The sequence below is a fragment of the Pseudomonas sp. Irchel 3H7 genome (genome assembly GCF_900187605.1).
Classification (GTDB): domain Bacteria; phylum Pseudomonadota; class Gammaproteobacteria; order Pseudomonadales; family Pseudomonadaceae; genus Aquipseudomonas.
Map to the genome: position 1 here is coordinate 48,493 of NZ_FYEA01000018.1, position 24,379 is coordinate 72,871.

The window sequence follows — 24,379 nt, forward strand, 5'->3', positions numbered from 1 at the left end:
CAGTTTGACTTATTTTTTGCATCCCTTGCTACCGGTGACCGCCATGGCTTTTTCCGAACGTGTCTCGCGCCTTAAAAGTTCTTTGATTCGTGAAATCCTCGCCGCTGCCCAGCGTCCTGAGGTGATGTCGTTCGCCGGTGGCTTGCCGGCCGAAGCCATGCTGCCGAAGGTCGAGTGGGCGGACATGCCGCTGGCGCTCGGCCAATACGGCATGAGCGAAGGCGAGCCGGCGTTGCGCGAAGCGTTGGCGGCGCAGGCGAGGGCGCTGGGCCTGGAGTGCGAGGCCAGTCAGGTGCTGGTGGTCAGCGGCTCCCAGCAGACCCTCGATCTGGCGGCCAAGCTGTACATCGACAAAGGCACGGAAATTCTGCTCGAAGCGCCGACCTATCTGGCCGCGTTGCAAATCTTCCAACTGTTCGGCGCCGATTGCCTGACCGTGCCGCAAGAGTCTGATGGGCCGAACCTGGCGCAACTGCGCGAGCGTCTGGAGCAGCATCGTCCGGCGTTCATCTACTTGATTCCGACGTTCCAGAACCCGTCCGCCGTGCGCCACAGCGAAGCCAAGCGTGCAGCCGTGGCGGCATTGCTCGACGAGTTCGGCGTCACTCTGATCGAAGACGAACCCTACCGCGAGCTGACGTTCGATGGCGGCAGCGCCAAACCGATCGCTGGACGTCTGAAAAAATCCAGTTGGATCTACACCGGTACGGTTTCGAAAACATTGCTGCCGGGGCTGCGCGTCGGCTATCTGATCGCCAGCAAGGATCTGTTTCCGCACCTGCTCAAGCTCAAGCAATCGGCAGATTTGCACACCAATCGCATCGGTCAGTGGCAGGCGTTGCAGTGGATCGGTACTGAAAAGTATCAGCGGCATTTGAGTGAGTTGCGCGGCTTCTATCGGCAGCGGCGCGATGCTTTCCAAGCAGCGCTGGAAATGCACTTTTCTGATCTGGCGCATTGGAACATGCCGCAGGGCGGGCTGTTTTTCTGGCTGAAACTGAAGCAACCGCTGGACACGCGAACGTTGCTCAATGAGGCGTTGGCCAATGACGTGGCGTTCATGCCGGGGGAGCCGTTCTTTCCGGAGCCGGATAACCATCATGGGCATTTGCGCTTGAATTTCAGCCATATCGATCCGGCGAGGCTGGATGAAGGTTTGAAGCGACTGGCGGCGGTGGTACGTCGGGCGCAGCTAGAGAAAGCGGCCTGAAAACAAATAAACCGGCTCAAGGGCCGGTTTATTTTTGACTGGGATTTGCGGTGGCTGAGAGGGCCTAATCGCTGGCAAGCCAGCTCCCACAGTGATCTGTGGCGTTCACAAAACCTGTGGGAGCTGGCTTGCCAGCGATGAGGCCATCAGCATCACCACATAATCTCAGACAGCAGCAAAGCGCTTGTCCAGATAATCAATAATCACCTTGGATTCATACATCCAGGTGGTCTGGCCATTCTCTTCAATCCGCAGGCAAGGCACCTTGATCCGGCCGCCCTGATCCAGCAGCGTCTGACGATCCTGCTCATTGTTTTTCGCATCCTTCAGCGCCACCGGCACATTCAGGCGACGCAGCGTGCGGCGGGTTTTCACGCAGAACGGGCAAGCATGGAACTGATACAGGGTCAGGCCTTTCGCGGCGGCGTTGACCTGGGCCTGAGTTTCGGCAGGACGCTGTTTCTTGCCCGGGCGGGTGATGAAGTCGATGAAGATAACCAGTTGGCCGAGGCCGACACGAAGTGCTTTGACGAACACGTTTAAAGCCTCACGGTGCAAATTGAGAAGGCGCGCAGCTTACCCGATTTTTCACGGACGAAAAAAAACCGGCGATGAGTGCCGGTTTTCTTCGTGGCGCAAATTACTTGATGAGGCTGAGGAATTCGCTGCGGGTCGCGGCGTTTTCACGGAACTCACCGAGCATCACCGAAGTGATCATCGACGAATTCTGCTTCTCGACACCGCGCATCATCATGCACATGTGCTTGGCCTCGATCACCACGGCCACACCCAACGCGCCAGTCACTTGCTGGACAGCATCGGCGATCTGACGGCTGAGGTTTTCCTGGATCTGCAGGCGACGGGCGTACATGTCGACGATCCGCGCGACCTTCGACAGGCCCAGCACTTTGCCGCTCGGGATGTAGGCGACGTGTGCCTTGCCGATGAACGGCAGCAGGTGGTGTTCGCACAACGAGTACAACTCGATGTCCTTGACCAGCACCATTTCGCTGTTGTCGGAGCTGAACAGGGCACCGTTGGTGACCTCTTCGAGCGTCTGTTCATAACCGCGGCAGAGGTACTGCATGGCTTTGGCGGCACGCTTTGGCGTGTCGAGCAGGCCCTCGCGGGACACGTCCTCGCCCAATTGGCCGAGAATCGCGGTGTAATTCTGTTCCAGGGACATGAAACTACCTGTGGGGATTTTCGCAAAGGGCAAGGGTACGGTGGCGGACACAACCCTGCAAGTTCGGTGTAACGGGATTATTCGTCGCGGCCTTCCATCATGGTGCGTTTGAGCATCACATAAACCGCGCCGGCACCGCCGTGTCTGGCTTGGCACGAGCAGAAACCCAGCACTTGGGCATGCTGGCGCAACCAGGTGTTGACGTGGCTTTTGATCATTGGTCGCTTGCCGTCCAGGCGTACAGCCTTGCCGTGGGTAACGCGCACGCAGCGAATTTCGAACTTGGTCGCTTCGGCAAGAAAAGCCCACAAGGTCTCGCGTGCCTTTTCCACGCTCATGCCATGCAGGTCGAGACTGCCTTCGAACGGGATCTGCCCGACCTTGAGCTTGCGCATCTGACTTTCCTGCACGCCGTCGCGCGACCACATCAATTCGTCTTCCGGGCCGACATCAATCACAAACTGATCGGACAACCCATCGACGGTCGCGGTATCGGTGCGCACGGTGGCGGACTGGCGCAGCTTGGCGATCTGAGCGCGGTCAGCCTTGGGTTTACCGGTGTCGGCGCGATCGTGCTTGATCGGCTTGACGCCTTGGATCGCACTTTTGAACAGGGAAAAATCGTCGTCTTGCATGTCAGCCTCCGCGAAGGGCGGCCAGTTTACCCAAGTCGAAACAAAACGGCCCGGCAAAAAGCCAGGCCGGTGAGTCAGTCGTGTTTTTTCATCAGGTGCGGGGACATGTTCAGTTCCCGCGATTGCCGTGCGCGACGGCGGCAGCGACGCCACAGGGCGACACCGAAATACAGAAACAGCAAACCGACTGCCAGAATGATCGCCGAGCCCATCGGCGTAGCGTTCAAGTCACCGAGTGCCGGTGGGCGCCCGAGCAGGCTGGCTGCTCCGGCCATCGCCAGCAGCACGCCGAACGTGGCCAGAATGGCCGCGATCGCCGCGCCAAATCGAAAACGCCAGTTGCTTTGGCCTTTGGGCCGCAAGCGGCGTGCGTCAAATCCATCGGATAACTTCATTCCGACCTTCCTCAATGGGTATCGGCCCTTCGACCGGGAGTTGACCGGGTTGTTCCTGAGGCTATGGCATTTGCGGCAAATGAGAGGAATTTGCGGATGAGCGGCGTGCTGAGCCGCTCATCAAAGCAGATCAGATCAGGTCTTGAGTCAACGCGAGGGTGGCAAAGTTGTCCGCCATGATCGCCATTTCAGCTTCCTGCACCACGGCGGCGCTGAGCACGCGGCCCTTGAACGGCAAGTCGCGGGTCGCGCAGGCGTCTTCCACCAGGGTGCAGCGGAACCCCAGGTTTTTTGCTGCACGCACGGTGGTGCTGACGCTGGAATGGCTCATGAAACCGCAGACGATCAAGTCCAGCGAGCCAAGGTTTTGCAGACGGTCCAGCAACTCGGTGCCATGGAACGCGCTCGGCAGCAGTTTGCCGATAATGGTTTCATCACCTTGTGGCTCGAGGCCCGGGATGAATTCGCCGCGTTCACCCTGCGGGTCGAACAGGCCACCGACGGTGCCGAGATGACGCACGTGCACGATCGGCCGACCGGCTGCACGGGCTGCGGCAACCACTTGTTTGATGTTCGCGACGGCCGCGTCCATGCCGCTCAGGGCCAGCGGGCCACTGAGATATTCTTTCTGGGCATCGATGATGACCACGGTGGCATGGCTCAGTGTGGCCGCTGCGTAACCGCGACCGCTGAGTTGAAACATCGTTTTTGGAACGGACATTCTGGGGCTCCTTGGGGTGGGGCTTTTGCGACATTGTCCTCTGGCGGAGCGGTTCTGTGAATCGCTACCATCGTAGGCACCGTCGTTATTGGCCTGCAGCCTTGTCTAGTTACACGTTCTGTTCAATAGCTGATGCAAAAAACAGAAAACTCCTACCGTCGTCGCGATGTTTTTCCTGCGTCGTCGTCAGGCGTTTTGGCTGGTAGAATTGCCAGTCGTTTTTTCTGGAGTTCTGCCCCGTGATCACTTCCCGACTTCGTACCCTGCGCGACCACATCCGTTGGGCCGTCAGCCGCTTCCATGGGGAGGATCTGTTTTTCGGCCATGGCACCGACAATGCCTGGGACGAAGCCCGGCAACTCGTGCTCGGTGCATTGCACCTGCCATGGGAAATCGCCGACAGCTACCTCGATTGCGCGCTGGAAGACGATGAGTTGGTCAATCTGCAACGCCTGCTCAAGCGTCGTATCGAGGAACGCATTCCGACCGCTTACCTGTTGGGCGAGGCGTGGTTCTGCGGTATGTCGTTCATTGTTGACGAGCGCGTGTTGATCCCGCGTTCACCGATTGGCGAACTGATCGAAAATCACTTTGCGCCGTGGATCGGCACCGAGCCGGCGCGGATTCTCGACCTGTGCACCGGTTCCGGTTGCATCGGCATTGCCTGCGCCTACGAGTTCCAGAACGCCGAAGTGGTGCTGGCCGATTTGTCCTTCGAGGCGTTGGAAGTGGCCAACCAGAACATCGAGCGCCATGGCGTCGATGAGCGTGTGTACACCGTGCAGGGCGATGGTTTCGATGGTTTGCCGGGGCAGCGTTTCGACTTGATCGTGTCGAATCCGCCTTACGTGGATGCAGAAGATTTCGCAGATATGCCGGATGAGTATCAGCATGAACCGGAGCTGGGTCTGGCCTGTGGCGATGATGGTCTGAATCTGGTTCGACGCATGCTCGCCGAAGCGGCGGATCACCTGACCGAGAAGGGCTTGTTGATTGTCGAGGTGGGTAACAGCCAGGTGCACGTTGACGCGCTGTACCCGGAAGTCGATTTCGCCTGGCTCGAATTCGAGCGTGGTGGCCATGGCGTGTTCATGTTGACGGCGGAGCAGTGCCGCGATCATCAGGCGCTGTTCGCCTCCCGCGTCTGACCCGTTAAAAGCAAAAGATCGCAGCCTTCGGCAGCTCCTACAGGGATTACCGCATTCCAGTGTAGGAGCTGCCGAAGGCTGCGATCTTTTGATCTACCGGTGCGTGGCAATCCAGATCAGCAACCCCGCCTGAAACACCGCAAACGCCACCAGACACGTGATGGTGAAACGCAAACCAGCGTCTTCACGCTTGAACTTGCTGACTTTCTCTTCCTGCTTCTTCAGCTTCACTTCCTGCTCGGCCAGATTCTGTTCGGCCTGCTGAAGCATCTGCGCCGCCTCGAGAATCTCGACGATCTGCAGCTTTTCGCTGTTCCAGTCACCGAGCAGATCACCTACCAACACATCCTTGACGCTGCCCTTCAAGTGCTGGGCATCGGCGTACACCACATCAAAACCATGCACCCGCAGGAAATGATCGCGACGCAGGCGCGTGTCTTCATTCAGCGCGTCCTTGTTGTTCAAGTCCATGCCATCGACGGTGTAGGCGGGCCAGCGTTTTTTCGCCCAGTTGATGCCTTGTGCGGCCATGAAACGGCCGATGCCACGGTTCAACGGTTCGATTTGCAAGCCGCTGTCCGGGCCAAAGCTGACGCGCTTGGTGGTGTGATCGACCCACACATCGAGATGATTCTGCTCTTTGCGAACGCGTTGACTCGGCAGCTTGATTGCCATGCGCATCAGGCTTTTTTCTTTGCTGTTGCGCTCGGCGTAACCAAATTCGACGAAGCGCAACGGCCGCCCGCCGGTGTTGCGGTCGGTTTGCAACGGGGCCAGGCGGAGCATCTTGTGGTGCTCGACATGGACATCCGCCCACGGCAGCTCGGCCGCTGGCGGTGCGTCTTTTTCAGCGGTGGTGTCGGGTGAAGTCTGGGTATCAGTCATAACGGCGAGATCCTGTCCAAGCCCTGCTTGTCGCCAGCGGTTGCGCTGGCGACAAAGGCTTATCGGCCGTTTCTGTCAGGACTAGAGGGCAAACAACGGTTAACGGGTGCGAAGTCCGTCAATAAACTCGATGATTTTGCTGCCCAGTTCTGCGGCCAGCGGCAAATTCGGGTCCTTGTACGAGGCCAATTGCCGCTTCATGTCGTTGTGCACGATGCGCATGACGTGGTTCATGCCTTCGATGACCACCAGTTCGGCGTCGGGTTTAGCGGCTTTCAGCGCCTGCGCATCGCCAACGCCGACCTGCATGTCATTGCTACCCTGAACAATCAGTGCCGGCATCTGCAATTGCGCGAAGGCTTTCGCCGGATCCTGACGGAACAGTGAAATCAGATACGGCTGCACGCTCGGGCGGAAAATCACCTGCAACGGCTGCGGCACATTGTCGTCGGTGTGACCGGCCTTGAGGCTGTCGAGCAGTTCGTTACTGCGCAGCATCAGCGGTGGCGGCAGGCTGCGGGCCAATTGCTCGCGGATCACCTGATCGACCGGTCGGGCGCTGCCGGACAGGGAAATCACCGCCGCCGCATCGACTTTCGGCGCGGCGAGGCTGGCTATCAGCGCGCCCTCACTGTGGCCCAGCAGGATCAGCTTGCCGAAACGTGGATCGGCCTTGAGCTTTTGCCCCCACGCCACCGCATCTGCTGCATAGGCCTCCACCGACAAATTGCGCTCATCCGGGGTCGCCGCCAGGCTCGCCGCAACACCGCGCTTGTCGTAACGCACGCTGGCGATGTTGTGTTTGGCCAGCACCCACGCCAGGCGCTTCAAGCTGTCATTACGCCCGCCGTCGGGGTTGTTTCCGTCGCGATCCGTAGGACCCGAGCCAGAAATGATCAGGACAACCGGCACCGGACTGTCGGATTTTGGCAGCAACAGCGAACCGAAAAGCTCACCGGTGCCGGTATCCAAAGTTACCGGGCGTTGTAGGACCGTCGCTTGGGCAAAGCCCGTAAAGAGGGTAAGACTCAAGATCAAAACTCGCAGCATCATCACGCCATCATTCGCCAAGGTGCCGGTTGGACTCGCCAGCACCACTAAGGTTCGAGGATGAACTACTCGGTTAGCCTGCGTATACTGGCGCGCATCACGAATTTGGGTTTGATTTCACGGAGCGTCCTGCATGTCCGGCAATACCTACGGCAAGTTGTTCACTGTCACCACCGCTGGCGAAAGCCATGGTCCGGCGTTGGTCGCCATTGTCGACGGCTGCCCGCCGGGCCTGGAGATCTCCCTCGAAGACCTGCAGCGCGACCTCGATCGCCGCAAGCCGGGCACCAGCCGCCACACCACCCAGCGCCAGGAAGCCGACGAAGTCGAAATCCTCTCTGGCGTGTTCGAAGGGCGCACCACCGGTTGCTCGATCGGCCTGCTGATCCGCAACACCGACCAGAAGTCCAAGGACTACTCGGCGATCAAGGATCTGTTTCGCCCGGCCCACGCTGACTACACCTACCACCACAAATACGGTGAGCGCGACTACCGTGGCGGTGGCCGCAGTTCGGCGCGCGAAACCGCGATGCGCGTGGCCGCCGGTGCGATCGCCAAGAAATATCTGGCAACTCAGGGCATCGTCATTCGTGGCTACATGAGCCAGCTCGGCCCGATCGAAATCCCGTTCAAGACCTGGGACTCGGTGGAGGAGAACGCGTTCTTCAGCCCGGATCCGGACAAGGTTCCGGAACTGGAAGCCTACATGGACCAGTTGCGCCGCGACCAAGACTCGGTCGGGGCGAAGATCACCGTGGTTGCCGAAGGCGTGATGCCGGGCCTGGGCGAGCCGATTTTCGACCGTCTCGACGCCGAACTGGCCCATGCGCTGATGAGCATCAACGCGGTCAAAGGCGTGGAAATCGGCGCCGGTTTCGCCTCGGTCGCCCAGCGCGGTACCGAACACCGCGATGAAATGACCCCGGAAGGCTTCCTCAGCAACAATGCGGGCGGCATCCTCGGCGGTATCTCGTCCGGTCAGCCGATTGTTGCCCATTTGGCGCTGAAGCCAACATCGAGCATCACCACTCCGGGCCGTTCGATCGACATCCACGGCAATCCGGTCGACGTGATCACCAAGGGCCGTCACGATCCGTGCGTCGGCATCCGCGCCACGCCGATCGCCGAAGCGATGATGGCGATCGTGCTGATGGACCACTTGCTGCGTCATCGTGGGCAGAACGCCGATGTGCGCGTGAGCACGCCGGTGCTGGGTCAGCTTTGATGGCAGGCCTTGAAGCCGTCGCGGCATAACCGTGGCGGCGCTCCCTTACTGGCGGCTGTCCAGTTTCTATCTGTTCTATTTCGCCTTGCTCGGTTCGACGGCGCCGTTTCTGGCGCTGTATTTCGATCACCTCGGCTTCAGTCCGGCGCGAATCGGTGAACTGGTTGCCATCCCGATGCTGATGCGCTGCGTGGCGCCGAACATCTGGGGCTGGCTCGGTGATTACACCGGTAGACGCCTGGCCATCGTGCGCTTTGGCGCAGTGTGTACGCTGCTGACGTTCTCGTTGATTTTTGTCAGCAAGACCTACGCCTGGCTGGCGATGGTCATGGCGCTGCACGCATTCTTCTGGCACGCGGTGCTGCCGCAGTTCGAAGTCATCACGCTGGCGCATTTGCAGGGCCAGACCTCGCGTTACAGTCAGATCCGCCTGTGGGGCTCGATCGGTTTCATCATCACCGTGGTTGCGTTGGGCCGGCTGTTCGAATGGCTGAGTCTCGATATCTACCCGGCGGCGCTGGTGCTGATCATGGCCGGCATCGTCCTCAGCAGTCTGTGGGTGCCGAACGCGCAACCACCGCAAGGCAATCGGCCGCACGGCGAGGGGTTTCTCAAACAGCTGCGCAATCCCGGCGTGCTGGCGTTTTACGCTTGTGTCGCGCTGATGCAGATGAGCCACGGCCCGTATTACACCTTTCTGACCTTGCACCTTGAGCGCCTCGGCTACACACGCGGCACCATCGGCATGCTCTGGGCCGTGGGTGTCGTCGCCGAAGTGCTGATGTTCATGGCGATGAGCCGGATTCTCGCGCGGTTTTCCCTGCGCCGCGTATTGATGGCGAGTTTTCTGCTGGCGGCGCTGCGCTGGTTGCTGCTAGGTTCGTTCGCCGAGTTTCTGTGGGTGCTGTTATTCGCGCAGGTGCTGCACGCAGCGACCTTCGGCAGTTTTCACGCCGCTGCCATCGCCTTCGTGCAACGTAGCTTCGGCGCGCGCCAGCAAGGGCAGGGCCAGGCGTTGTACGCAGCACTGGCCGGTACCGGCGGTGCGCTCGGCGCGTTGTATTCCGGTTACAGCTGGAATGCCCTCGGCGCGACATTGACCTTTAGTATTGCCAGTCTCGCGGCGCTCGCTGCTGCCGTTATCATTGCCACACGTATGCAAGAGGACAGGCCATGAGCCTTACGCGTGAACAACTCGCCCAGCAAATCGTCGATGCCGGGCGCTTTCTCTATGGTCGCGGCTGGTCGCCGGCCACCAGCAGCAACTACTCGACGCGCCTGTCGCCGAGCGAAGCGCTGCTGACAGTGTCGGGCAAGCACAAAGGCCAGTTGGGTCTGGACGATGTGCTCGCCACCGATCTGTCGGGCAACAGCCTGGAACCGGGCAAAAAGCCCTCTGCCGAAACCTTGCTGCACACCCAACTCTACAGCTGGCGACCAGAGATCGGCGCGGTGCTGCACACCCATTCGGTGAACGCCACGGTGTTGTCGCGCCTGACGCCGGACGAATTTATCGAGTTCGAAGATTACGAACTGCAAAAAGCCTTCAGCGGCATCTCGACCCACGAATCGCGAGTGCGCGTGCCGATTTTCGACAACGATCAGGACATTGCGCGCCTCGCCGCCAAGGTGCAGCCTTGGCTCGACGCCCATCCTGATTGCGTCGGTTATCTGATTCGCGGTCACGGCCTCTACACCTGGGGCGCGCAGATGAGCGACGCGCTGCGGCAGATCGAGGCCTTTGAATTTCTGTTTGAATGCGAGTTGAAAACCCGCAGCGTCATGAACCGCCAAGGCTGACTTCACCAGAAGTAGTCCATTTGCCTGATGAAATGCTGTGCCCGACCGGTCTGCAAGAACCGGACGGCAAGGCCGATACCGAGGAATTGCCCCAATGAGCAGCCTGTCCGTCTATCACGTTTCCAGCCCCGATATTCCCAACAAAGTGCTGACCCACTTTGAAGACATCGCCTCGACCCTGGCCGAGCAGGGCGTACGCTTTGACCGCTGGCAAGCGGCGGCGAAGATCCAGCCGGGCGCGACCCAGGAAGAAGTGATCAGCGCCTATAAAGAGCAGATCGACAAACTGATGACCGAGCGCGGTTACATCACCGTCGACGTCATCAGCCTGAACAGCGATCACCCGCAAAAAGCCGAACTGCGCGCCAAGTTCCTCGAAGAACACCGCCATGGCGAAGACGAAGTCAGATTTTTCGTCGCGGGTCGTGGGTTGTTTACCCTGCACATCGACGATTACGTCTACGCGGTTCTCTGTGAGAAGAATGACCTGATCTCGGTGCCGGCCGGCACCAAACACTGGTTCGACATGGGCGAGCATCCGCACTTCGTGGCGATTCGCCTGTTCAACAACCCTGAAGGCTGGGTTGCCAACTTCACCGGCGAAGACATCGCCGGTCGTTTCCCGCGTCTGGAGGACTGATTCGATGTCGATCAAAGCCATTGTCACTGACATCGAAGGCACCACCAGCGCAGTGAGTTTCGTGTTTGACGTGCTGTTTCCGTACGCGGCCAAACATTTGCCGGACTTCGTGCGCCAGAACGCCGAACGCGCCGATGTTGCCGAGCAACTCGACGCCGTGCGCCGTGACAGCAATGCGCCGCAGGCCGATGTTGAACGGGTTGTTGAAATTCTCTTGAGCTGGATCGAGGAGGATCGCAAAGCCACGCCGCTCAAGGCTTTGCAAGGCATGGTCTGGGCCCAGGGTTATCACGCCGGGCAGTTGAAGGGGCATGTTTACCCGGATGCGGTTGACGCACTGCAACGCTGGCATGCGGCGGGCTATCAACTGTTTGTGTATTCGTCGGGTTCGATTCAGGCGCAGAAGCTGATTTTCGGCTGCTCGGAGGCGGGGGATTTGACGCCGCTGTTCAGTGGTTATTTCGACACGACGTCCGGGCCTAAGCGTGAGGCGCAGTCGTACACCAATATCCAGAAAGCCATTGGCGTCGAACCCGAAGAAATCCTGTTCCTCTCGGATATCGTCGAAGAGCTCGACGCCGCGCAAGCAGCCGGCCTGCAAACCTGCGGCCTCGCCCGTGAAGGCGGCGAGCTGGGCAGCCACATCACCGTCGACACCTTCACCGGCATAGAACCCGAAGCTTTCTAACCCACACAATCCCTGTAGGAACTGCGGAACGCTGCGATCTTTTGATCCTGATCTTCAAAAACAAGATCAAAAGATCGCAGCGTTCCGCAGCTCCTACAAAGAGTTAGAGATCGCAGTAAAGATCGCGCACAAAAAAACAGGCCGTGAAGCGAAAGCTCCACGGCCTGTCTTGTTTAAAGCGCTTTAAAAATTACAGCGAATGATATGTCGGCAGGGCAAAACGCTGCTGGCTCTGCAGCATGGCAATTTGCGGCAGCTCACTGGCTTGTTCCGCCAGGTCACGACGAATGGCACTGATCGCCCACGACAGTTGGTCACCGGCATGCAGTTGCTGGTAAGTCAGTGCACGTTTAAACACTTTGCCGTCGCTGCTGCGCAGGGTCAGCAGGATCCCGCCATCGGGACGTGGCGCAGTGGTGACGTCGAAGTTGGAGAACAGGGAGGTAAATTTTTCTTGGATCAGGCTCATGTCTTTCAGCTCCGTATGCACTTGAATGGCAAGCATGCAGAGGAGGTTGCAGCGATTGTGCCAGCATTTGAAAATAATAAATTCCTTGTAAATCAATGAGTTAAAAAATATGAAAATTCCAGGCGTCGTGCAAACTGCATGAATGGCCATCGTGCATCCTGCATTTTGCGGGATCGTTGTCGAAACAACGGAACCAATCGCTTACCCGATGATCACCGCAGCCGTCGGCCGATCAGCAGATACAAAACATTGCAAAAACCGCGTGTACAGCGCGAGAAGCGCTGACGTATTTTCGATCTCGACCCGCGCTCGAATGTGCCGGTTGCTGCAAGCCAAAGCCCGAAAAATAAAAACATCGACCTGCACGCCAAGGTCGGACGGGGAGCATCCATGAGTCACGCGCCAAGCGACACGATTACCTGGGGCATGATGCTCCGCAAATTGCCGATGATCGCCAAGGCCATCCCACGGGTGGTCAAAGGCATGAAGGTGGCCAACGTCACGGATCCGACCCAAAGCTGTGGCCTTGGCTGGACGTTCGAGCAAGCGACGCTGCGCAACCCCGAGGGGCCGGCGTTATTGCAGGGCGATGTGCGGCTGAGCTATGCGCAGGTCAACCAGTGGGCCAACCGCATCGCTCACTATCTGAACGGGCAAGGCATCGGCAAGGGCGACGTGGTCGCGGTGTTCATCGAAAACCGCCCGGAACTGCTGGTAACCATTCTGGCGCTGGCCAAGGTCGGTGCGGTCAGCGCGCTGCTCAATACCTCACAGACTCGCGACACACTGATCCACAGTGTGAATCTGGTGGCACCGGTGGCGATTGTCGTTGGCGATGAACTGGTTCCAGCTTATGCGGCCATTCGCGATCAAGTGACGATCGCCGCGCCTCGTACCTGGTTCGTGGCAGATCAAGACACTTACAGCCATCCGGGCATTGCGCCCGAGGGCTACGTCAATCTGATCAGCGCCAGTGCCGATGCCTCCAGCGAGAATCCACCGAGCAGCCAGCAGATCTTCTTTGACGACCCGTGTTTCTACATTTACACCTCGGGCACGACCGGCCTGCCCAAGGCTGGGGTGTTCAAGCATGGGCGCTGGATGCGCAGCTCCGCCAGTTTCGGCATGATCGCCCTCAACATGGGCCCCGACGACGTCGTCTATTGCACCTTGCCGCTGTACCACGCCACCGGTCTCTGCGTGTGCTGGGGCTCGGCGGTCAATGGCGCCTCGGGTTTCGCGATCCGCCGCAAGTTCAGCGCCAGTCAGTTCTGGAACGACGTACGCCGCTACCGCGCGACCACCATTGGCTATGTCGGCGAATTGTGCCGTTATCTGGTCGATCAACCGGCCAGCGCCGATGACAGTCGTCACGATGTGCGCAAGATGATCGGCAACGGCTTGCGCCCGGGTGCCTGGGCTGAGTTCAAAACGCGTTTCGGCGTCGAGCACATCTGTGAGCTGTACGCGGCGAGCGACGGCAACATCGGGTTCACCAACATTCTCAACTTCGACAACACCATCGGTTTCTCGCTGATGGCCTGGGAGTTGGTCGCCTACGACCATGAAAGCGGCGAGCCGCTGCGCAGCGCCGACGGTTTCATGCGCAAGGTTGGCAAGGGCGAGCAGGGCTTGCTGCTGGCGCGGATCGACGAAAAGGCGCCGCTGGACGGTTACACCGATCCGCAAAAAACCGCCAAGGTTGTCCTTCACGACGTGTTTAGCAAAGGCGATCGGTTTTTCAACACTGGCGATTTGTTGCGCAACATCGGTTTCGGCCACGCACAATTTGTTGATCGGCTCGGTGATACCTACCGCTGGAAGGGCGAAAACGTTTCGACCACCGAAGTCGAAAACCTTCTGCTGCAACACCCGCAGATTTCCGAGGCGGTGGCCTATGGCGTGGAGATCCGCAACACCAACGGCCGCGCCGGCATGGCGGCGATCACGCCGGCGGAATCCCTCGCGACGCTGGATTTCGCTGAGTTGCTGACCTTTGCCCGGGAGCGCATGCCGGCCTACGCCGTACCGTTGTTTCTGCGAGTGAAGGTAAAAATGGAAACCACCGGCACGTTCAAATACCAGAAAACCCGATTGAAAAATGAAGGCTTCGACCCCGGCCAGGCGGGCGATGACCCGATTTACGCTTGGCTGCCTGGCACGCAGACTTATATTCGAGTTACCCATGAGGTGTTGGCGGAAATCCATCAGGGCAAGCATCGTTATTGAATCTGGCTATGGCGCGACTTGAGAAAAAGGGGGTGACAGCCAGCGCCTCGCTCGGGAAACTGTCGACTTTCCGATAGACCGAAAGTGGAGTTGCCCATGTCCGACCAAAGCCGCCAGATGACCCCTGAAGAAGCTGCCGAATTCACCGAGCAGGTTTTCAACAGGGCGCGCGACGGTGATGCCGAGATGCTTGATCGCCTGGTCACGGCCGGTTTGCCGGTGAACCTGAAGAACAGCAAGGGCGACACGTTGTTGATGTTGGCCAGCTATTACGGCCATGTCGATGCAGTGCAAGTGCTGCTTAAACACAAGGCCGATCCGGAAATGCGCAATGGCAACGGCCAGAGCCCGATTGCCGGTGCGGCGTTCAAGGGCGATCTGGCGGTGGTCAAGGCGTTGGTCGAGGCGGGCGCCGAGATCGAAGGCTCGTCGTTTGATGGTCGTACGGCGCTGATGATGGCGGCGATGTTCAATCGTGTGGAAATTGTTGATTACCTGATCAGCAAAGGCGCAAATCCGCAAGCCAAGGATGCCAATGGCGTCACGGCGCTGGATGCGGCCCGCACGATGGGCGCGGTTGATACCACCGCGCAGCTGGAAAAATTGCTGGGTTGATTAGATCAAAAGATCGCAACCTGCGGCAGCTCCTACGATGATGCGTTCGCCGTCTGTTTCGCGGACGATGCTGAGTCGGTAGGGAACTGCCGAAGGCTGCGATCTTTTGCTTTGTGCGCTATCCTCCGCGCCCTCAAATTTCACCTTCCACAGGATCCGCCCTCATGAAAGCCGCACTCGTCGAACTCATCAGCAAAATCAGCTCCGGCTGCATGGGCGAGGACGAGATCCTGAAAGTGGCCGATGAAGCCGCGCAAGCCTACGCCGATGCCGGTGCTTTTCTGACCGCCAACCCGGACATCAACTATGACGACACCTTCCCGATCCCGTTGGGTGAGTGGGTCGTCGTCGGCAGCCTGCCGGAAACCGTGCTGTTCCAGGCTGACACCTACGTTGACCTGTTCGCGCAGATCGTCGCCTCGTTCGGTCCGGGTGTGGATTTCAACCTCAAGCCCAAGCAACTGGCCAAGACCGAAGCGCTGGTCGCACTCAACCGCATCCAGGTGCAGATGAGCAGCATGAACAAGGAAAACGGCGGCTACATGCTGATGAACTTCAGCCAGTTGCTCGACGACGAACTGCAAATGGTGCTGGTCTTCGGCAACGACGTGCCACGGGTGCTAGAACTGTGCGCCGAAGTCGGCATCGCCGCCGCGCCATCGCTCGAAGCGTTGAAGATCGCCGTTCACGTCTGAGTGCAATAAAAAGGAACCCTGCGCGCGACCGTCTATCCTAAAAGTGCATGCCACTATTCTGGAGCGACACCATGGGTTCCACGTTCAACGGTCTGATTGGCCTGATCATCCTTGCCCTCGACATCTGGGCCATCATCAACGTGTTGAAAAGCGGCGCGACCACCGGGATGAAAATCGTCTGGGTGCTGCTGATCATCCTCCTGCCAGTGCTGGGCCTGATCATCTGGGCAATCGCCGGACCACGCGGCAACGTGCGGATCTAGCCACAAACTTCGTGAGCATCCCAAAACCTGTGGGAGCTGGCTTGCCAGCGATAGGATCACTGCGGTGTCACTGATGAACCGAGTTGACCCTATCGCTGGCAAGCCAGCTCCCACAAGGATTGTGGTGGGCCGATGAAGTGAGGTTCGACCTGTCATCTTCGGCAACGTAGAATGCGCGCCTTTCCCGGGCAATCGTCCCCACGATTGACGCCCGCGCATTCATCGGAGCACTTGACCATGACCGTTACCCAAACCAGCGAGTACCTGGAAACCCTCTACGAAGGCTACGGCCAGCGTTTTCGCATGGAAAAACTGCTGCACGAAGTGCGCACCGAACACCAGCACCTGGTGATTTTCCAGAACCCGCGCATGGGCCGTGTCATGGCACTGGACGGCGTGATTCAGACCACCGAAGCCGACGAATTCATCTACCACGAAATGCTCACTCACGTGCCGATCCTCGCCCACGGTAGCGCCAAGCGTGTGCTGATCATCGGCGGCGGTGACGGCGGTATGCTGCGCGAAGTGACCAAGCACGCCGGTGTCGAGCACATCACCATGGTCGAGATCGACGGCACCGTGGTCGACATGTGCAAAGAGTTCCTGCCGAACCACTCCAGCGGCGCCTACGACGATCCACGTCTGAACCTGGTGATCGACGACGGCATGCGTTTCGTCGCCACCACCACGGAAAAATTCGACGTGATCATCTCCGACTCCACCGATCCGATCGGCCCGGGTGAAGTGCTGTTCTCGGAAAACTTCTATCAGGCCTGCCATCGCTGCCTGAACGAGGGCGGCATCCTCGTGACCCAGAACGGCACGCCGTTCATGCAGATCGACGAAGTGAAAACCACCGCCGGTCGCCTGAACAGCTTGTTCCCGGACTGGCACTTCTACCAGGCGGCCGTACCGACCTACATCGGTGGCTCGATGACTTTCGCCTGGGGCTCGACCAACCCGGCTTACCGCAAGCTGAGCCGTGAAACCCTGCAACAGCGCTTCATTGGCAGCGGTATCGTCACCCGCTACTACAACCCGGAAATCCACATCGGCGCGTTCGCCTTGCCGCAGTACGTGCTGCAGGCGATCAACAAGCCAAGCAACGACTGAATAATCGCTGCAAGTCTTTGTAGGAGTGAGCCTGCTCGCGATTACGGTTTGTCTACCAACATCAGCGTTGGATGAGAAATCGCTATCGCGAGCAGGCTCACTCCTATAGTAAATGTCGTTTTTTTCATCTTTGTCCGCTGTAATCCTTTTGAACCAACTTTCGGCGCATACAGTCGAGATAGGTGTAAGCCCATTTGCGGGTTTGATCGAGGAGGCACCGATGCAAAAGTGGAAAGTCACTTTCGTGGACGATCATGGTGAAATTGTCGATGAGGTGTTCGAGCGCGCGGAATGCCCCAGTGACGATGAGGCCGCTCGATTGATCAAGGCACGGCTTCTGCCCGTCGCCGCCGAACTGGACCTGAACGATCTGGAAGGGCGTACCGCCGATGCTGGCGTGAAAAGTCTGAAAACCCAGAACAGCATTGAAATCCGCAGCATCACTCCCATCTGACATTCTTCCTGTCACCTTTCACACCAGGCCTTGGCAGCAGCTCTAACTTGGGGCTACTCTGCAAGCGAGATCAGCGAACGGATCGCTAAGGTCTGGTCTTGTCAGCTACATGCTTGTTCCCGCGTGCAACCACGTTGCCGTAGTACTTTGGCCAAAGGCCCGGGGCGGGAATACGGAAAGTCTATCCATCTATGCGAGGGGGACGATTCATGAGCACAGCCTATCAAGAAGACATCAGCAGCAATGTTCTGCGCCGCATGAAAGAAGGCGGTTTCGATTTTTCCCGATTCCATCCCATCGAGTTCTACGCCATTTTCCCGGACGAGGAGCGGGCGCGCAGGGCGGCAGGCAAATTTCGCGGTGAATCCATCAATGCCCAGGTCAGCGTGCGTGATGACGGTGCGTGGGCGCTGGAATTAAGCAAAGTGATGTATGCGACGTATGACGATATTGGCGACTTCGAGCAGGGATTCTCTGCCGTGGTTGAACCTCTGGGCGGCATTATCGAAGGCTGGGGTGTGAAACAGGAGGTGCGCAACCGCCACCGTTTGAACTGATCTCTGGTTTCATTTGTTGAACAACGGCTGACCTTCGGGTTGGCCGTTGTCATTTCCGGCGTAAGCGAAATGCTCTGGCAAAACCCTGAAACAAGAAACCGAGGCAAAAAAAAGCCACCGGAGAGGGTGGCTAAAAGGGAAGACCGATAAGGAGAGGAAACCGGTCAGGGTTACAGCGGGGCGGGCTGCCGAGGCAAGCCCAATCAGTTGAGCTGGGCGCTTCGTGACGTTGTAGTCGGCGAAGTTTTGCAGCGAATGCGCGGATTATCCGCAGGCAGCGCCGGGCAGTGAAATCAACTCTGACTATGCTGGTGATAGGCGATGCAGTGCGTCGCAATGAAGCGGGGGCAATCCGGTTGGGGCAATTGCCGCACAGGAATGGTGCGGTGCCTGCGGCGTGTATTTCCAACCGATTGAAATCAAAGCGTTTATGCCGATGGCACGGGCCTTGCGAAGGCCTGTATGTCCGGGTGACAAGGAGTACGGCATGATCCGCACCTATTTTGATGAGATGTACGATGCCGGCGGCCAGGTTCGCCCGCATTATCGGGAGTTCGCCCGCTGGCTGGCCGATACGCCAGACGAACTGCTGGCCCAGCGGCGACGCGAGGCCGATCTGCTGTTCCATCGCGCCGGCATCACCTTCACGCTCTATGGCGACGAGCAGGGCACTGAGCGCCTGATTCCTTTCGACACCATCCCGCGCAGCATCCCTGCCAGTGAGTGGCGGATCGTCGAGCGCGGCTGCATCCAGCGGGTCAAGGCGTTGAACATGTTCCTCGCCGACCTCTATCACGAGCAGCGCATTATCAAGGCCGGGATCATTCCCGCCGAACAGGTGCTGGCCAACGAGCAATACCAGTTGGCGATGCAAGGCCTGGATCTGCACCGCGATATCTATTCGCACATCTCCGGCGTCGATCTGGTGCGCGACGGCGACGGCACCTATTACGTGCTCGAAGACAACCTGCGTACGCCGAGCGGCGTCAGCTACATGCTCGAAGACCGCAAGATGATGATGCGCCTGTTCCCGGAGCTGTTCGCCGCCCAGCGCATCGCACCGATCGATCATTACCCGAACCTGTTGCTCGACACCCTTAAAAGCTCCAGCCCGATTGATGACCCAAGCGTGGTGGTGCTGACGCCGGGGCGCTTCAACAGCGCGTTCTTCGAGCACGCGTTTCTCGCGCGGGAAATGGGCGTTGAACTGGTCGAGGGTGCGGACCTGTTTGTGCGTGACGACAAGGTCTTCATGCGCACCACCGACGGCCCGAAAGCGGTGGACGTGATTTATCGCCGCCTCGACGACGCGTTCCTCGATCCGCTGGCGTTCAATCCCGACTCGATGCTCGGCGTGCCGGGGCTGCTGTCGTCCTATCGCTCTGGCAACGTGGTGCTGGCCAACGCCATCGGCACCGGTGTGGCGGACGACAAATCGGTATACCCGTTTGTCACCGACATGATCCGTTTCTACCTCGATGAAGAGCCGATCCTGAAGAACGTGCCGACTTGGCAGTGTCGCAACCCGTCTGAACTTTCCCATGTGCTGGCCAATCTTCCAGATCTGGTGGTCAAGGAAACTCAGGGGTCCGGCGGGTACGGGATGTTGGTGGGGCCGGCATCGACGAAAGCGGAAATCGATGCCTTCCGCGAACGCATCAAGGCCAAGCCCCATGCGTACATCGCGCAACCGACGCTGTCGCTGTCGACCTGTCCGACCTTTGTCGAAAACGGCATTGCGCCGCGCCATATCGACTTGCGCCCGTTTGTCTTGTCCGGGCGCGAAACCCGCGTGGTGCCCGGTGGTTTGACCCGTGTGGCACTGCGTGAAGGCTCCCTGGTGGTGAATTCCTCCCAGGGCGGCGGTACCAAGGACACCTGGGTGGTCGAGGATTGAAGGAAGCTTGCCATGTTAAGTAGAACTGCCTCGGATCTGTATTGGATGTCGCGTTACCTGGAGCGGGCGGAAAACCTCGCACGGATGCTCGACATCAGTTATTCGCTGTCGCTGATGCCGCAGGACGGTCGCGGTGATGGTCTGCACGAATTGGCCATGCCGCTGCTGATTACCGGCACCCTCGACGATTACCTGGAGCGTCACGGCGCGTTGCATGCCGAACGGCTGCTGCACTTCTTCGCCCTCGATGCGGCCAATCCGGCGAGCATCTACAGTTGCCTCGGTGCGGCGCGAGCCAGTGCACACGCGGTTCGCGGACGCATCACGGCGGACATGTGGGAGAACATCAATGCGACGTGGCTGGAGATTCGCGGAATCGCCGAACAGGGTCTCAGTCGCTATGGCATGAGCCGTTTCTGCGAGTGGATCAAGGAACGTTCGCACCTGTTCCGTGGTGCGTCGTACGGCACAATCATGCGCAACGATGCGTTTCGTTTTATTCGTCTCGGGACGTTTATCGAGCGTGCGGACAACACCTTGCGACTGCTCGATGCCCGTTACGAAATGGCTGGCGATCAGGCCGAAGCGGTCAGCGACGGCACGGCCCACGCCTATTACCAGTGGAGTGCCTTGCTGCGTGCCTTGTCGTCATTCGAGGCCTACACCGAAATCTACCGCGATGCGCCGGGCGCCAGACATGTCGCCGAGTTGCTGCTGTTGCGTGCCGACGTACCGCGTTCACTGCGTGCCTGCACCGAAGAGATCGATCAGATCCTCGCGCAACTGCCCGGCGCCAATGGCCGTCCGGCTCAACGTCTGGCGGCAGAGATGGATGCGCGCCTGCGCTACACCGGCATCAACGAAATTCTCGAGGAAGGCCTGCACGCCTGGCTGACCGAATTCATCCCGCTGGTGCGCCAGTTGGGTAACGCCATTCACAGTTCCTACCTGGAGGCTGCATGAGACTTTCCATTAGCCACGAAACCACCTATCACTACGAAGATCAGGTGCGGGCGAGCATCCAGTACCTGCGACTGACCCCCCACGACAGCGAGCGTCAGCACGTGTTGAGCTGGCAACTCGATCTGCCGCGCCCGGTGCGCGCGCAGCTCGATCCGTTCGGCAATATTCTGCACGTGCTGACCATGGACGAGCCGCACGAAGCGATCATCATCGGCGCGCGCGGGCAGGTCGATATCGATGAGCTGCGCGAGGCGGAGCATGAGAGCCAGTCGGCGTTGCCGTTTCTGCGTTTTACCCGGTTGACCGAGGCGGACGAGGCCTTGCGCGCGTTTGCCGAAAAGTCCTGCAAGCAACGGCGCGATCGCACGGCGCTGATTGATTTGATGCACGGTTTGAATCAGCACATGACCTACACGCCCGGTTCGACCGAAGTAGACACCAGCGCGGCGGAAGCTTTCGCCGGGCGTGCCGGGGTTTGTCAGGATCACGCTCACGCATTTTTGGCCTGCGCGCGCAGTCTCGGGATTCCGTCGCGTTATGTGTCGGGGTATCTGTACAGCGAGGATTGCGAGCATCTGGCCAGCCATGCCTGGGCGGAAGCATGGCTGGATGACGCCTGGTACAGCTTTGACGTGACCAATGAGCTGGCGCGGCCGGAACGGCATTTGAAGCTGGCGGTGGGCCTGGATTATCTGGATGCCTGCCCGGTGCGCGGCATGCGCCGTGGCGGTGGGTGTGAGCAGATGCATGCGAAGGTGTTCGTCTCGCCAACGCCGATCATCTCCGTCCAGCAACAGTAACGGGCTCACACAAAACCCTTGTAGGAGTGAGCCTGCTCGCGATAGCGGTCTGACAGTTGAATTATCAGTGTCTGACACTCCGCTATCGCGAGCAGGCTCACTCCTACAAGGAAATGTGCTCAGGGCTTAACTTTGCGTCCGGCCATGTGCTGGAGATACCCCACAAGCATTTCCAAATCCCCCTCCGGCAAAACCTCTACCGAAAACCCCGGCATCTTCGCCTGCGGCCACTGCCGCAGACTCTGCGGATCGCGAATGTAACGCTTCAAGAAATCCACGCCGAAATACTCGGTCGGGTTATACGGAATGTTCAGGTCCGGCCCGAATTGCGCGTCCCCCGCGCCGTTTAACCGGTGACACGCCAGACAGTTCTTCTGAAACAGCGCAAACCCCAGATTCACCGGGTCATTCGCCTTCAACGCAGGATCCGGTAGCAGGGCCGGGAAGCGTTCGGCCACGGGTGCCATGCGCTTGATGCTCGCGACCTGGAATGGCCATTGCTCCGGGCTGATATTGCCGGCCTGCGGATCGGTCCAGACCAGATAGAACGGCCCGGCGCTGTGCTTGCCCTCAGACAGCGCTGGCCAGGGCTGAGCCGGATCCTCAATGGCCAGCCAGGCCCGTGCGCCTTTTGTATTGAGCAGCGGCGCTGCAGCCAACTCGGCGGCGAACCCGTCCAGTGCCACCGCTTGCAGGTGATCTTGCGGTTTGATCCCGGTCAGCAGCGCAGCCGCGGGCACGGCGCGATAGGTCATGTCCTTCTTGTAGGACACATCGTTTTTGATGGTGAGGGTTTGTACCTGAGGATGCTTGAGCAATGCCTCGGTCTGCCAGGTGCGGCTGCTTGCGCCCAGTTGCAGATCCAACTGTGCGGCAGACAAGGGCATGCTCAGCAGCATGGCCCCGAACACAATAAGCGCTTTCAAATGATCGCCGTCCATGTCGTGGGAGTGCGCCAAGGTTGGCACAGCCACGCTGGCCCGGGTAGCGGGCCAGTCACATTTTCAGTGGCGATAAACAGCACCTGCCGCTCGATTCAGCCGATGACCTTGGTCAGATTCGGCAAAATCAACAACAGCGTCGTGGCGAAAAGAATGAGTCCTGCTTGACGAACTTTCGGTTGCTTGAACATGGCTTGACCGCCTTTATTGTTATTTCCTGATGCTTGCCTGCATATCCATGACGGCAAGCGCTGCACTTCCTGTTGAAGAACGTCTGCCTCGGCAAAACCCGACGACCCTGACGTACATGTTCTACATTAGGGGCCACGTCACGCTTGGCTTAGATCCATTTCATATGGAGCGCTTGCCATGTGCGATAAAAAAGGCATGAGGCTTATTGCCAGCTTCTTTGCCGCCCGCTGGCTAGACAACTCGCCGACCTGAACCGGTTCACCTGACAGTTAATGACCGTCCGTCTGAGCGTGTGGGTCAAGCGCATTGAGCACTGTGGTCATTGAATCCATGGCCGCTCGGGCCAAGAGTGGGGACACAAGCAATCACTCCCCGCACAGGTTCGAGGACGTCATGACCCAAGCTTTGATATTCGATGCGTTACGCACGCCCCGTGGCAGAGGCAAGGCCGATGGCGCCTTGCACAGCGTCAAACCGGTGAATCTGGTTGCCGGTCTGCTGACCGCGCTGCAAGAACGCACCTCGCTCGATACCAGTCAGGTCGATGACGTGGTGCTCGGCTGCGTCACGCCGATTGGCGATCAAGGCTCGGACATTGCCAAAACCGCTGTGCAAGTGGCCGATTGGGATGTCAGCGTTGCCGGTGTGCAGATCAACCGCTTTTGCGCCTCGGGCCTGGAAGCGGTCAACCTCGGCGCGATGAAAGTACGTTCGGGTTTCGAAGATCTGGTGGTGGTCGGCGGTGTCGAGTCGATGTCGCGGGTGCCGATGGGCAGCGACGGCGGCGCCTGGGCGCTCGATCCGCAGACTAATCTGCACAGTCATTTCACTCCGCAAGGCGTCGGTGCCGACCTGATCGCTACGCTTGAGGGTTTCAGTCGTCACGACGTCGATGCCTACGCGCTGCACTCGCAGCAGAAAGCCGCACGGGCGCGGGCTGACGGTTCGTTCAACAAGTCGTTGGTGTCGGTGCAGGATCAGAACGGCATCATCCTGCTCGACCACGATGAGTTCATCCGCGCTGAATCGACCCTTGAAGGCTTGGGCAAGCTCAAGCCGAGTTTTGAAATGATCGGCCAGATGGGTTTCGACGCCACGGCGTTGCGGGTCTACAGCCATGTCGAACGAATCAATCATGTACATACACCGGGCAACAGCTCCGGGATCGTCGACGGTGCTGCACTGATGCTGATCGGCTCCGAAGCCAAAGGCCGGGCGCTGGGGTTGCAACCCCGGGCGCGCATTGTCGCCACGGCGGTCACCAGCACTGATCCGACCATCATGCTCACCGGCCCGGCACCGGCGACGCGCAAGGCACTGGCCAAGGCCGGGTTGCGAGTTGAAGACATCGACCTGTTCGAGGTCAACGAGGCGTTTGCCTCGGTGGTGCTGAAGTTCATCAAGGACATGGCCGTCGACCCGGACAAGGTCAACGTCAACGGCGGCTCGATCGCCATGGGTCATCCGCTGGGCGCCACCGGTTGCGCGATCCTCGGAACGCTGCTCGATGAACTGGAAGCGCGGCGCCTGCGCTATGGCCTGGCGACGCTGTGCGTCGGTGGCGGCATGGGCATTGCCACCATCATCGAACGCCTCTGAGCCCCGAAT

27 protein-coding genes are annotated in these 24,379 nt (G+C 59.2%); 18 read left to right on the forward strand and 9 right to left on the reverse strand.

The window, feature by feature from the left end; translation table 11 throughout:
* The first annotated feature begins 43 nt into the window (after positions 1-43).
* Positions 44-1,210 carry a PLP-dependent aminotransferase family protein gene (locus tag CKW38_RS27155; RefSeq protein WP_095114347.1) on the forward strand — a complete coding sequence of 389 codons (1,167 nt, stop codon included), beginning with the start codon at positions 44-46 and terminating at the stop codon, positions 1,208-1,210.
* A gap of 165 nt (positions 1,211-1,375) precedes the next feature.
* Here the strand turns inward: CKW38_RS27155 and CKW38_RS27160 are convergent, their stop codons facing one another.
* From CKW38_RS27160 to CKW38_RS27180, 5 genes are all read right to left on the reverse strand, one after another.
* Complete coding sequence (locus tag CKW38_RS27160; protein WP_007914020.1) at positions 1,376-1,747, reverse strand: glutathione S-transferase N-terminal domain-containing protein; 372 nt, start codon at positions 1,745-1,747, stop codon at positions 1,376-1,378.
* Positions 1,748-1,850: 103 nt separating this feature from the next.
* A complete protein-coding gene (folE, locus tag CKW38_RS27165) occupies positions 1,851-2,396 on the reverse strand; it encodes a GTP cyclohydrolase I FolE (protein ID WP_003204506.1) in 546 nt (181 codons plus the stop codon).
* 77 nt (positions 2,397-2,473) lie between these two features.
* Positions 2,474-3,031: a Smr/MutS family protein gene (locus CKW38_RS27170; RefSeq protein WP_007914022.1), complete on the reverse strand. Its 558-nt coding sequence runs from the start codon at positions 3,029-3,031 to the stop codon at positions 2,474-2,476.
* A 74-nt stretch (positions 3,032-3,105) separates the two neighbouring features.
* The gene (locus tag CKW38_RS27175) at positions 3,106-3,426 is read right to left on the reverse strand and encodes a hypothetical protein (RefSeq protein WP_007914024.1); all 321 of its coding nucleotides are present in this window, start codon (positions 3,424-3,426) and stop codon (positions 3,106-3,108) included.
* A gap of 130 nt (positions 3,427-3,556) precedes the next feature.
* Positions 3,557-4,147, reverse strand: coding sequence for a cysteine hydrolase family protein (locus tag CKW38_RS27180; protein WP_007914026.1), 591 nt, complete (start codon positions 4,145-4,147; stop codon positions 3,557-3,559).
* Between the two features lie 239 nt (positions 4,148-4,386).
* On the opposite strand from CKW38_RS27180, the gene prmB reads away from it, so the two are divergent.
* On the forward strand, positions 4,387-5,295 hold the full coding sequence (gene prmB / locus CKW38_RS27185) for a 50S ribosomal protein L3 N(5)-glutamine methyltransferase (RefSeq protein ID WP_007914027.1): 909 nt from the start codon (positions 4,387-4,389) through the stop codon (positions 5,293-5,295).
* Between the two features lie 93 nt (positions 5,296-5,388).
* Here prmB and CKW38_RS27190 read toward each other — a convergent pair whose 3' ends face one another.
* Together CKW38_RS27190 and CKW38_RS27195 are read right to left on the reverse strand one after the other, a co-directional pair.
* On the reverse strand, positions 5,389-6,180 hold the full coding sequence (locus CKW38_RS27190) for a hypothetical protein (RefSeq protein WP_007914033.1): 792 nt from the start codon (positions 6,178-6,180) through the stop codon (positions 5,389-5,391).
* 99 nt (positions 6,181-6,279) lie between these two features.
* The gene (locus CKW38_RS27195) at positions 6,280-7,233 is read right to left on the reverse strand and encodes an alpha/beta hydrolase (RefSeq protein WP_095114358.1); all 954 of its coding nucleotides are present in this window, start codon (positions 7,231-7,233) and stop codon (positions 6,280-6,282) included.
* A gap of 130 nt (positions 7,234-7,363) precedes the next feature.
* Here CKW38_RS27195 and aroC point away from each other — a divergent pair, with 130 nt between their 5' ends.
* The 5 genes from aroC to mtnC all read left to right on the forward strand — a co-directional run bounded on the left by aroC (position 7,364) and on the right by mtnC (position 11,583).
* Positions 7,364-8,455: a chorismate synthase gene (gene aroC / locus CKW38_RS27200; protein ID WP_007914036.1), complete on the forward strand. Its 1,092-nt coding sequence runs from the start codon at positions 7,364-7,366 to the stop codon at positions 8,453-8,455.
* A 31-nt stretch (positions 8,456-8,486) separates the two neighbouring features.
* On the forward strand, positions 8,487-9,632 hold the full coding sequence (locus CKW38_RS27205) for an MFS transporter (protein WP_007914038.1): 1,146 nt from the start codon (positions 8,487-8,489) through the stop codon (positions 9,630-9,632).
* A complete protein-coding gene (locus CKW38_RS27210) occupies positions 9,629-10,255 on the forward strand; it encodes a methylthioribulose 1-phosphate dehydratase (RefSeq protein ID WP_007914040.1) in 627 nt (208 codons plus the stop codon). Before CKW38_RS27205 ends, CKW38_RS27210 begins: the two co-directional genes overlap by 4 nt.
* A gap of 94 nt (positions 10,256-10,349) precedes the next feature.
* Positions 10,350-10,895: an acireductone dioxygenase gene (locus tag CKW38_RS27215; RefSeq protein ID WP_007914042.1), complete on the forward strand. Its 546-nt coding sequence runs from the start codon at positions 10,350-10,352 to the stop codon at positions 10,893-10,895.
* A gap of 4 nt (positions 10,896-10,899) precedes the next feature.
* Positions 10,900-11,583 (forward strand): acireductone synthase, encoded by a 684-nt coding sequence (gene mtnC / locus CKW38_RS27220; protein ID WP_095114348.1) that lies wholly within the window; start codon positions 10,900-10,902, stop codon positions 11,581-11,583.
* 190 nt (positions 11,584-11,773) lie between these two features.
* On the opposite strand, the gene CKW38_RS27225 is transcribed toward mtnC, so the two are convergent.
* Positions 11,774-12,052, reverse strand: a complete 279-nt coding sequence (locus CKW38_RS27225; RefSeq protein WP_008080936.1) for a DUF3509 domain-containing protein — start codon at positions 12,050-12,052, stop codon at positions 11,774-11,776.
* A gap of 390 nt (positions 12,053-12,442) precedes the next feature.
* Between CKW38_RS27225 and CKW38_RS27230 the strand changes: the two genes are divergently transcribed.
* From CKW38_RS27230 to CKW38_RS27275, 10 genes are all read left to right on the forward strand, one after another.
* On the forward strand, positions 12,443-14,281 hold the full coding sequence (locus tag CKW38_RS27230) for a long-chain-acyl-CoA synthetase (protein WP_095114349.1): 1,839 nt from the start codon (positions 12,443-12,445) through the stop codon (positions 14,279-14,281).
* A gap of 96 nt (positions 14,282-14,377) precedes the next feature.
* Positions 14,378-14,896 (forward strand): ankyrin repeat domain-containing protein, encoded by a 519-nt coding sequence (locus CKW38_RS27235; protein WP_095114350.1) that lies wholly within the window; start codon positions 14,378-14,380, stop codon positions 14,894-14,896.
* A 164-nt stretch (positions 14,897-15,060) separates the two neighbouring features.
* Positions 15,061-15,591 (forward strand): hypothetical protein, encoded by a 531-nt coding sequence (locus tag CKW38_RS27240; RefSeq protein ID WP_095114351.1) that lies wholly within the window; start codon positions 15,061-15,063, stop codon positions 15,589-15,591.
* A gap of 71 nt (positions 15,592-15,662) precedes the next feature.
* Positions 15,663-15,854, forward strand: a complete 192-nt coding sequence (locus CKW38_RS27245; RefSeq protein WP_007914053.1) for a PLDc N-terminal domain-containing protein — start codon at positions 15,663-15,665, stop codon at positions 15,852-15,854.
* Between the two features lie 237 nt (positions 15,855-16,091).
* The gene (gene speE / locus CKW38_RS27250) at positions 16,092-16,967 is read left to right on the forward strand and encodes a polyamine aminopropyltransferase (protein ID WP_007914055.1); all 876 of its coding nucleotides are present in this window, start codon (positions 16,092-16,094) and stop codon (positions 16,965-16,967) included.
* A 220-nt stretch (positions 16,968-17,187) separates the two neighbouring features.
* Complete coding sequence (locus CKW38_RS27255) at positions 17,188-17,421, forward strand: hypothetical protein (protein ID WP_007914057.1); 234 nt, start codon at positions 17,188-17,190, stop codon at positions 17,419-17,421.
* Positions 17,422-17,630: 209 nt separating this feature from the next.
* Positions 17,631-17,978, forward strand: coding sequence for a ribonuclease E inhibitor RraB (locus tag CKW38_RS27260; RefSeq protein ID WP_007914059.1), 348 nt, complete (start codon positions 17,631-17,633; stop codon positions 17,976-17,978).
* Between the two features lie 487 nt (positions 17,979-18,465).
* Positions 18,466-19,875: a circularly permuted type 2 ATP-grasp protein gene (locus tag CKW38_RS27265; RefSeq protein WP_007914061.1), complete on the forward strand. Its 1,410-nt coding sequence runs from the start codon at positions 18,466-18,468 to the stop codon at positions 19,873-19,875.
* Positions 19,876-19,887: 12 nt separating this feature from the next.
* Complete coding sequence (locus tag CKW38_RS27270; protein WP_007914063.1) at positions 19,888-20,838, forward strand: alpha-E domain-containing protein; 951 nt, start codon at positions 19,888-19,890, stop codon at positions 20,836-20,838.
* A complete protein-coding gene (locus CKW38_RS27275) occupies positions 20,835-21,638 on the forward strand; it encodes a transglutaminase family protein (protein ID WP_007914065.1) in 804 nt (267 codons plus the stop codon). The genes CKW38_RS27270 and CKW38_RS27275 overlap by 4 nt, the downstream gene beginning before the upstream one ends.
* A 119-nt stretch (positions 21,639-21,757) precedes the next feature.
* Here the strand turns inward: CKW38_RS27275 and CKW38_RS27280 are convergent, their stop codons facing one another.
* Positions 21,758-22,579 (reverse strand): cytochrome c, encoded by an 822-nt coding sequence (locus CKW38_RS27280; RefSeq protein WP_095114352.1) that lies wholly within the window; start codon positions 22,577-22,579, stop codon positions 21,758-21,760.
* Positions 22,580-23,164: 585 nt separating this feature from the next.
* Here CKW38_RS27280 and CKW38_RS27285 point away from each other — a divergent pair.
* Positions 23,165-24,370 (forward strand): acetyl-CoA C-acetyltransferase, encoded by a 1,206-nt coding sequence (locus CKW38_RS27285; protein WP_007914069.1) that lies wholly within the window; start codon positions 23,165-23,167, stop codon positions 24,368-24,370.
* The last annotated feature ends 9 nt before the right edge of the window (positions 24,371-24,379 follow it).